General features: G+C 68.3%; 8 protein-coding genes. All 8 read left to right on the forward strand.

Translation table 11 applies throughout. The features are described from left to right. The first annotated feature begins 99 nt into the window (after positions 1–99). Positions 100–1200: an acetyl-CoA carboxylase biotin carboxylase subunit family protein gene (locus ACFU5K_RS30345; protein WP_384067483.1), complete on the forward strand. Its 1101-nt coding sequence runs from the start codon at positions 100–102 to the stop codon at positions 1198–1200. A gap of 11 nt (positions 1201–1211) precedes the next feature. Beyond that, complete coding sequence (locus ACFU5K_RS30350) at positions 1212–2189, forward strand: peptidase (protein ID WP_384067485.1); 978 nt, start codon at positions 1212–1214, stop codon at positions 2187–2189. 3 nt (positions 2190–2192) lie between these two features. Then, positions 2193–4013, forward strand: a complete 1821-nt coding sequence (asnB, locus tag ACFU5K_RS30355) for an asparagine synthase (glutamine-hydrolyzing) (protein WP_384067488.1) — start codon at positions 2193–2195, stop codon at positions 4011–4013. Between the two features lie 8 nt (positions 4014–4021). Further along, complete coding sequence (locus ACFU5K_RS30360) at positions 4022–4852, forward strand: hypothetical protein (protein WP_384067491.1); 831 nt, start codon at positions 4022–4024, stop codon at positions 4850–4852. Between the two features lie 13 nt (positions 4853–4865). Continuing rightward, positions 4866–5780: an aminotransferase class IV gene (locus tag ACFU5K_RS30365; protein ID WP_384067494.1), complete on the forward strand. Its 915-nt coding sequence runs from the start codon at positions 4866–4868 to the stop codon at positions 5778–5780. A 65-nt stretch (positions 5781–5845) separates the two neighbouring features. Further along, positions 5846–6796 (forward strand): AEC family transporter, encoded by a 951-nt coding sequence (locus ACFU5K_RS30370; RefSeq protein WP_384067497.1) that lies wholly within the window; start codon positions 5846–5848, stop codon positions 6794–6796. Between the two features lie 30 nt (positions 6797–6826). Next, positions 6827–7789 carry a TauD/TfdA dioxygenase family protein gene (locus ACFU5K_RS30375; RefSeq protein ID WP_384067500.1) on the forward strand — a complete coding sequence of 321 codons (963 nt, stop codon included), beginning with the start codon at positions 6827–6829 and terminating at the stop codon, positions 7787–7789. Between the two features lie 151 nt (positions 7790–7940). Further along, a partial coding sequence (locus ACFU5K_RS30380) for a helix-turn-helix domain-containing protein (RefSeq protein WP_384067503.1) occupies positions 7941–8145 on the forward strand: 205 nt, incomplete at its 3' end.

Below are 8145 nucleotides of genomic sequence, written 5' to 3' on the forward strand. Positions count from 1 at the left end.
AGTGACACGCCATCTCGGCGTGCTCACAGGCATTTTCGCAGGTCAACCCACATATTCGTGTCCTAGTCGGCACTGCTAACTGCGGAACTCAGGCAGTACGTGGACCAGATCCATGTCTTGAAGGACGCCACCGACATCCGGGCGCTGCGCTTGTGCGTCCTGGAGGTCCACCGAGAGCGGCGCGTCGACGGCTTCGTCGCCACTGTCGACGCCCTGGTGGTCCCCGTCGCGCGGATCGCCGAGGAGATCGGCGTGCCTTTCACCGACGCCGACGCCGCCGAGGCGGCCAAGCAGAAGAACCGCTGCCGGGAGATCCTCGCGGCAGCCGGGGTGGATACCACCCGGCACGCGGTCGTGAGCGGCTTCGAGGAGGCCGCCGCGTTCGCGGCCGCCACCGGCTGGCCCGTAGTCGTCAAGCCGGCCCGGGGGTCTGGGAGCGAGGGTGCCCACGTTTTGTCGGACGAGAGGCAGCTGTCCGAGGTGCTCGCGCAGGCGTCGGCCCACGCGTACGCGTCCGGGATCCTCGTCGAGGAGTACCTGAGCGGGCGCTTCGTCTCCGCTGAGATTGGCCTGGTGCACAGCCGGTTCCTGTGGCTGGCCGTCAGCGAGCGGTCCACCTGGCACAGGCACGAGGCCCTGGAGACCGGCACGACAATCCCGGCTGGCCTCTCCGCGGAGGAGCACGACCGGGTGATGGAGTTCGCGCAGGAGGTGGTCTCCGCGGTCGGGCTGCGGCTGGGCGTCTTCCACGTGGAGGTCATGCTGGGCGCGGACGGAACGCCCCGGCTGATCGAGCTCAACCCCCGCATCATGGGCTCCTGCCTACCCAACCTGTTCCGCCTCGCGGGCGGCGGGGACATCTTCGAACTACTCGTCCGAATTCACCTGAACGAGCAGATCGAGCGGGACCCGACGGTCTTCGACGGATACGCCACGGTGCGCTGGTTCGGTGCCGCCGACCGTGTGCCCGTCCCGGATCAAGTCCCGGACCTCGGCTGGGCCGCCGCCGAGTACGGCGACAGCCTGCACGCGCTGACGGTCCGCTTCCCCACCGGGGACGACCTGCCGCCCTGCCGGGGAAACCTCGGCAACTTCGGTGAAGTGCAGGTAGTGCACCCGGACCGTGCGACGTCGATACGCATCGCCGAGGACGTCGTCGGGGGCATGGCCGACCGGCTCGGCTTTGAGGTGACGAGGTGAGGACGACGACCATGACGGGCACGACGACCACGACCGCCTTCTTCGGCCAGACCCGTCGGCAGCTAGCCCAACTGGGCCTGCCGGACGGGGACCCGCAGCTTACCCCCGACTCGGACGCCGTCTTCACCGACGGGGGGCACTTCCGCATCGAAGTGCCAACGGTGAACTCGCTGCAAGCCGCGGAGCGGCTGCTGCGCGAGAGCCGCCGCCGGGGCTTCACCATCAACCGCATCACCGAAACCCGGGGCATGTACCGGCACACGGCCGGGGAAATCAGCGAGTACGTTGCCCTCGGCGCGGAGTTCGGCGCCGAGATCCTGATGTCGGTCGGCCCGCGCGCCACCAACGACATCGGCGCCGGTGTGCAGACCCCCGAGGGGGCCCGGATCGGCTACCGGCTGCGCGGCCAGGAGCAGATCGTGCGCGCCGTCGAGGACGTCAAGCGCGGGATAGGGCTGGGCGTACGCGGGTTCGTCGTCTACGACGAGGGCCTGCTGTGGGTGCTGGGGAGGCTGCGCACCGCGGGCGAGCTGCCCGCGGGGATTCATCTGAAGGTCTCCGCGCACTGCGGGCAGGGCAACCCGGCGTCGGCGCAGATGCTGGAGATGCTCGGCGCGAACAGCTTCAACCCGGTGCGCGACCTGACCTTGCCGATGATCGCGGCGCTGCGGCAGGCTGTGACCGTCCCGCTGGACCTGCACGTGGATAACCCCCGGACCTCCGGCGGGTTCATCCGCACCTACGAGGCCCCCGACATCGTCCGGGTGGCGGCGCCGGTCTACCTGAAGACGGGTAACAGCGCCTTGGAGGGCCACGGTGTCAGTCCTTCTCCCGTGCAGCTGGACGACATCCTCCGCCAGGTCGAACTGGTCACCGAATTCGTAGGCTGGCACCATCCCGGCGCCCGACAGAGCTGCGCCGGCCCCGCCGCCCTCCCGCTGGAGACGGCCGGGGGCGCGCCCGCCTCTGCCCGTCGGACGGAGGTGTGAGCGATGTGCCGCATCCACGGCTGCTTCGGCGGGGAGACTGCCGGGCGCGAAGTGTTGGACGCCGTCTCAGGGGCGATGATCGAAGGCGGTCCCGACGCGCAGAGCGTCCGGCGCGGTAACGGCTGGGCGTTGGGCAACAACCGGCTCGCCATCCAGGGAATCGCCTCGGGAGACCAGCCGTTCGTGCGTGGCGCGCTGTGCTGCGTGTTCAACGGCGAGATCTACAATCACCGGCAGCTGCGCGCCGAACTGGCCACGCACGGCTACTCCTTCGAGGGCGACTGCGACGGCGATGTTCTGCTGCCGCTGTACGAGCTGTACGGCGATACCTTCACCAGCCGACTGGAGGGCATGTTCGCAATCGCGGTCGTCGACGAGCGCGAGGAGTCCTGCCTGAAGCTTTTCACCGACCACGCGGGCATGAAGTCGCTGTTCTACTACGTGTCCGCCGACGGCCGCCGGCTGTGCTTCGCCTCCGAGCTGCGGGCGCTCAGCCGCTTCCCGGACTTCCCCGACGGGCTCGACCCGCTGGCTGTTGACCGCTACCTCGGAGGGAAAGCGGTCTGGGGCCCGGGCACCGTGCATACCCGGGTCCGTACTCTGGAGCCCGGCTCGGTACTGCGCTTCGCCAACGCTCGCGAGACCCTTACCCGCACCGCCCTGGAACCCGCGGAGGTCGACTGGCCGGGCGGCGTGCCCACCGTCGAAGCGGCGGCTGAGCTGCTGGACGGGCTGCTGCGCACCGAAATGAGCCGGATGCTCGACGCGGATGTCCCGGTGTGCGTGATCACCAGCGGCGGGCTCGACTCCAGCTACACCACCGCGCTCGCCGCCCGTCAGATATCCGACGTGGCCTCATTCAACATCGCCTACCGGGGCAACTGGCCCGCCGACGAGCGCCACTGGGCGGCGGAGGTGGCCCGCCACTGCGGGACCGAGCACCACCAGGTGCTCTTGGACCCGGCGTCCTTCCCGGACCTGGTCGAGCGGTTCACTCGCCACCTCGACCAGCCGAACAACGCCCCACACAGCCTGAGCACCTTCGCCCTGTTCGAGGCAGTGCACGAGGCCGGCTTCAAGGTGGCCCTGACAGGAGACGGGGCGGACGAGCTGTTCGCCGGGTACGCGCGCTTCACCAAGGCGGACCAGGACGGCGACTCCGCGTGGCACCGCGCCTACCAGGACACCATGGCCGTCGCCGGCCCGACGGCGCTCGGGCGGCTCTACACGCCCGGCTATCTGGAACATATACAGGCGACCGGGGGCCACTTCGGGAACTTCAACGGCGACGAGCTGGCACGTCGGGTGCGTTCCGGCCCGCACCGCAAGCTGGAGACGCTGTTGCGCTACGACCAGGCCGAGCGGTTCCCCTACTACATCCTGCGCCGGGTCGACCACCTGAGCATGGCCCACTCGGTGGAGGCCCGGATACCGTTCCTCCAGCCGTCGGTGGTGCGACTGGCGCACGCTCTGCCAGCGACCGTCAAGGTGGCCGGCGACACGGTGAAGGCGCCGGTGGCGCTGGCGGCCCGGCGCTGGGTGCCTCAGAGCGTGATCGACCGGCCGAAGCAGCCGTTCACCCTCCCGGTGGCGGCGATGATCCGCCCAGGCGAGGCGCTGTACGACATGATCGGCGACCTCCTCCTGGGTCCCGGCGCCCGCTGCGGCGAATACATCCGTCAGGACACCGTCCACGAGCTGTTCCGCACTCAGACCGAGAGCCCGGGGGCGCACGCCGCCGAGTTGCTCTGGTCCCTCCTCATCTTGGAGACCTGGCTCTCCTCGCGCGGCCTGAACCCTTCCCCCCTCCCCACCCAGAAATGAGACAGGAAATGACCCAAGCACCCGTGTCCCGTCCCGCCGTCACCTCGCTACTGGCCGGCGTCACCAAGGCGGACATTCGCCGCGACCCGTTCCCGCATGTCGTGATCAGCGACGCGCTGCCGCAGGAGCTGTACGACGCGCTGGCCAAGTCGATGCCGACCGCGGAGTACATCGGCGAGCGGATCGGCAAGCCGATCACCTCGAACGAGCGCTACAACTACATGTCTGAGATGATCTTGGCCGACGACACGATGGCCCAGGTGTGGAAAGACTTTGCCACCTACCACGCCTCCCCAGCCTTCTACGAGGAGTTCCTCGACCTCTTCCAGGAGGACCTGCTCGCCAACCTCCCGGAGGCCGAAAAGCTGGTAGGCCCGCTGCGCGAACTGCGTGTGGGCCGCCGCAACCGGGACGCCTTCGAGACGCACGACATCCTGCTGGACTGCACGGCCGTCATCAACTCGGCGGTCACCGGCCGCCCCTCGGCCTACCGGGGTCCGCACGTGGACAAGCCGCACAAGCTCTTCGGCGGGCTGTTCTACATGCGACTCCCGGAGGACGACGCCACCGGCGGCGACCTGGTGCTCTACAAGTACCGGCCGGGCGCACACAAGTTCCACACCAGTGCCTCGGAGTACGGGGACAACCGCTTCGACATCGACCCGCAGTTCGTCGAGGAGGTCACGACCGTCCCGTACCGGAGCAACACCCTGGTGCTGTACCCGATCAACCCGCTCGCCCTGCACGGGGTATCGGTGCGCTGCCTGACCCAGCACCAGCGTCGTTTCATCGCCCTCGTAGGGGACCTGCCGCGGCAGCTCTTCGACCTGGCGCTCTGAGGAGGACGCGGCTGTGATCCCCTTCGACCAGCGCACCGGGAAGATCTGGTACGACGGCGGGCTCGTGGACTGGGCGGACGCCCGGCTCCACGTGCTCAGCCACGGACTGCACTACGCCTCCAGCGTCTTCGAGGGCATCCGCGTGTACGGCGGCGAGGCCTTCATGCTCGAGGAACACGTCGCGCGCCTCGGCGCCTCCGCCCGCATCCTCGACTTCGAGCTGGAGTACGGCGAGGACATACTGTGCGAGGCAACCCGCGCGGTGGTCGCCGAGGCGGGCATCACCGAGGGTTACATACGGATGAACGCCTGGCGCGGTTCAGAGGTCATCCAGACCGCGGCGCTCAAGACGTCCGTACACACTTCGGTGGCCGCCTGGGAGCTCCCGGCGGGCTACTACGCGGCGGAGGACGCCGTGGACCGGGGCATCTCCCTGGTGACAAGTCGCTACCGGCGACCTACGCCGGAGTACGCCCCGGTCAAGAGCAAGGCCGCCGGCAATTACATGATCGGCACGGTCAGCAAGAACGAGGCGCTACGGGCGGGTTTCGACGACGCCGTCCTCCTCGACGACCGGGGCAACTTCGTGGAGGCGACGGGTGCGCACCTGTTCTTCACGAAAGACGGGGTGCTGCACACGCCGACAACGCGCTGCACGATCGACGGGATCACCCGGGCGTGCGTGCTGGCGATCGCCGCACGGGAGGGGATCGAATGTGTGGTCGCCGACCTGCCACCGAAGTTTGCGGGCGAGGCTGACGGCGCGTTCCTCTGCGGGACCGCGAGCGAGATCCTCCCCGTCGGCCGCCTCGATGATCATCACTACAACGTCGCCGGCAACGCGGTGACACGAACGGTCGTGACGGGATATCGGGAGCTGGTCCAGGGCCGCGCGCAGCTGCGCGACCCTGGCCGGCCGGCTCTGTAGGAAGCCGTCGCGAAAAAGCAAACGGGCCTCCTCTCCGAGGGGGCCGCAAGAGCAAGGGCACATGCATGGGAGCGGTTGATGCTCTGGAAAAACTCGCACCGGTGGTGCTGGCCTTCGGATGTGGAGTCGTCCTCGCGCGCCGCAAGGTGGTGCCGGCCGACAGTTCCAAGGTGTTCGCGGACTACGCGTTCCTCTTTGCCGTGCCCTGCTTCCTCTTCGGGAACATCTACCGCAGTGACCTCGGGGCCCTGTTCAACTGGCGAGCCATCGGCGGCTACGCGGCCGCGGCGTGCGCCGCGGCCGCGCTGATCGGGGTTCTGGCCTGGGTCCTGGGCGTACGCGATCCGCGCGGCGTGGCGCTGCGCATCATGGCCGCCGTCCAGGTGAACACGGCTTACTTTGCCGTGCCAGTTTTCATCATGCTGTTCGGGAACGCGGCGCCGATCTTCCCCGTGCTGCTGTTCCAGGTCTGCGTGCTGTCCTTGATCATCATCTCGATCATGGAGCTAGGGCGCCCGGACCGGGTCGGAAGCCCAGCCCGACGGCTCGGATCGGCCGTCGCCGCTTCCTTGATGACCCCGGTCGTGATCGCCTGCAACGCGGGCATCGTCCTCAACCTGCTCCCGATCACGATCCCTGCGGTCGTGCTCGACAGCTTCTCCTTCGTCGGCGACAGCTCCTCGCCGGTCGCGCTATTCGCCCTCGGCCTGCACCTCGGCGGCAGCGGCCTGAAGATCCGGGAGACCACACTGGAGGAAATCTCGATCACTGGCTTCAAGTGCGTGGCGTTGCCGCTTATCACCTACGCCGTGTGCCGCTTTGGCTTCGGAGTGGAGGGCGAGTGGCTGAACTATCTCGTCCTGATCGCGGCGATGCCTGCGCCGCAAAACCTGTTCATCTTCGCCCAGCGCTACGACGTGGGGGTCGACATGGCGGCCTCCCTCGTCATCAAGAGCTCCGTCGTCGCGCTGCTGCTGCTCCCGCTGTGGACTCAGCTGGTGGCCCATCCGGCCTGAGCCGTACCAAACATTAAGAGAGGCACAACCGTGACGCAGACCGTGCAACCGACCAGCATCTCAGTCGAGCAGGTGGCCGGCCGTATCGGGGCCGAGATCTCCGGGGTCGACCTCAGCCAGGACCTAGACGAGGCCACCGTAGCCGAGATCCGCCGCGCCGTTCTGACCCACCGTGTCGTCTTCTTCCGCGGTCAGGAGATCACCCATACCGAGCACATAGCCTTCGGTCGCCGCTTCGGCGCGCTGACCCGCCGCCCGGGCAAGAAGCACGGAGTGCACCCCGAGGGACACCCGGAGATCCTCACAGTCGACCCGAAGGCGGACACCGAGCGCTACGGAGCCGGCTTCGAGGAGCACTACCGCCGCAAGTGGACCTCCCCGTTGGCTGGCTGGCACAGCGACCTGACTCAGGCCGTCAACCCGCCCTGTTTCTCCATCCTACGGGCGGAGCGGACCCCCGCCTTCGGCGGTGACACCCAGTGGACCAACACGGTCGCCGCGTACGAGGGCCTGTCGGCGTCACTGCGGGAGTTCGTGGACGGCCTGAGCGCCGAGCACGCCTTCTTCACCGCGGTCCACCTGCGCCACTCCGACGCGCGGGACCGCGAGATCCTGGGGATCTACTGCGATGACCCGGAGGCGGCCGTGCACCCGGTGGTGCGGATCCACCCGGAGACTGGAGAGAAGGGCCTATTCGTCAGCCCCGGCTCCACCACCCGCATCACCGGGTTCACCGAGCTGGAAAGCCGGCACCTGCTGGAGCTGCTGTTCCAGCACCTGACCAGCGCCGAGTACACCGTCCGTTTCCGCTGGGAGCCGGGCAGCATCGCCTTCTGGGACAACCGCAGCACCTGCCACTTTGCCCCGACAGACTTCGCGCACCTTGACGTCGACCGAGTCATGCATCGGGTGACCGTCCTGGGCGAGCCCGCGCAGGGACCGAACGGCTTTGTCTCGCAGCTAGTGGAAGGGGAGCCGATGCAGGCCTGTTGACATCTTCTCCGGCCTTCTCGACGTTGACCGCTGCCTTGACGTCCCGGTCCATTGATCCGAAACGCTTTGGGTTCATGCTCGTTGACGGTGTGTGAGTGATCTGGTGGGGGATGCGCGGACGTGGTCGCCGGACGCGCAGGAAGCTGTGCGGTTGCTGGCGGTGTCCGCACTGACGGAGGGCCGGGACCGCGTGGAGGTTGCCGCCTTGTTCAGGGTGTCGGTCAGGGCCGTGGACAACTGGTGGGTGAAGTGGCAGGCCGGCGGCCGGGATGCACTGCTGTCTCGCCCGCGAGGCCGTCGCACGGGTGAGCACCAGGTGCTGTCCGAGGCCGAGCAGGCCGCCGTCCGGCAGGCTG

Source organism: Streptomyces sp. NPDC057428 (assembly GCF_042803195.1).
GTDB lineage: Bacteria > Actinomycetota > Actinomycetes > Streptomycetales > Streptomycetaceae > Streptomyces.

Excerpts from the sequence above, each read along its gene's own strand:
- ACFU5K_RS30350 (WP_384067485.1), top strand. The coding sequence starts at position 1,212 with ATGACGGGCACGACGACCACGACCGCCTTCTTCGGCCAGACCCGTCGG.
- ACFU5K_RS30370 (WP_384067497.1), top strand. The coding sequence starts at position 5,846 with ATGGGAGCGGTTGATGCTCTGGAAAAACTCGCACCGGTGGTGCTGGCC.
- asnB (WP_384067488.1), top strand. The coding sequence starts at position 2,193 with ATGTGCCGCATCCACGGCTGCTTCGGCGGGGAGACTGCCGGGCGCGAA.
- ACFU5K_RS30360 (WP_384067491.1), top strand. The coding sequence starts at position 4,022 with ATGACCCAAGCACCCGTGTCCCGTCCCGCCGTCACCTCGCTACTGGCC.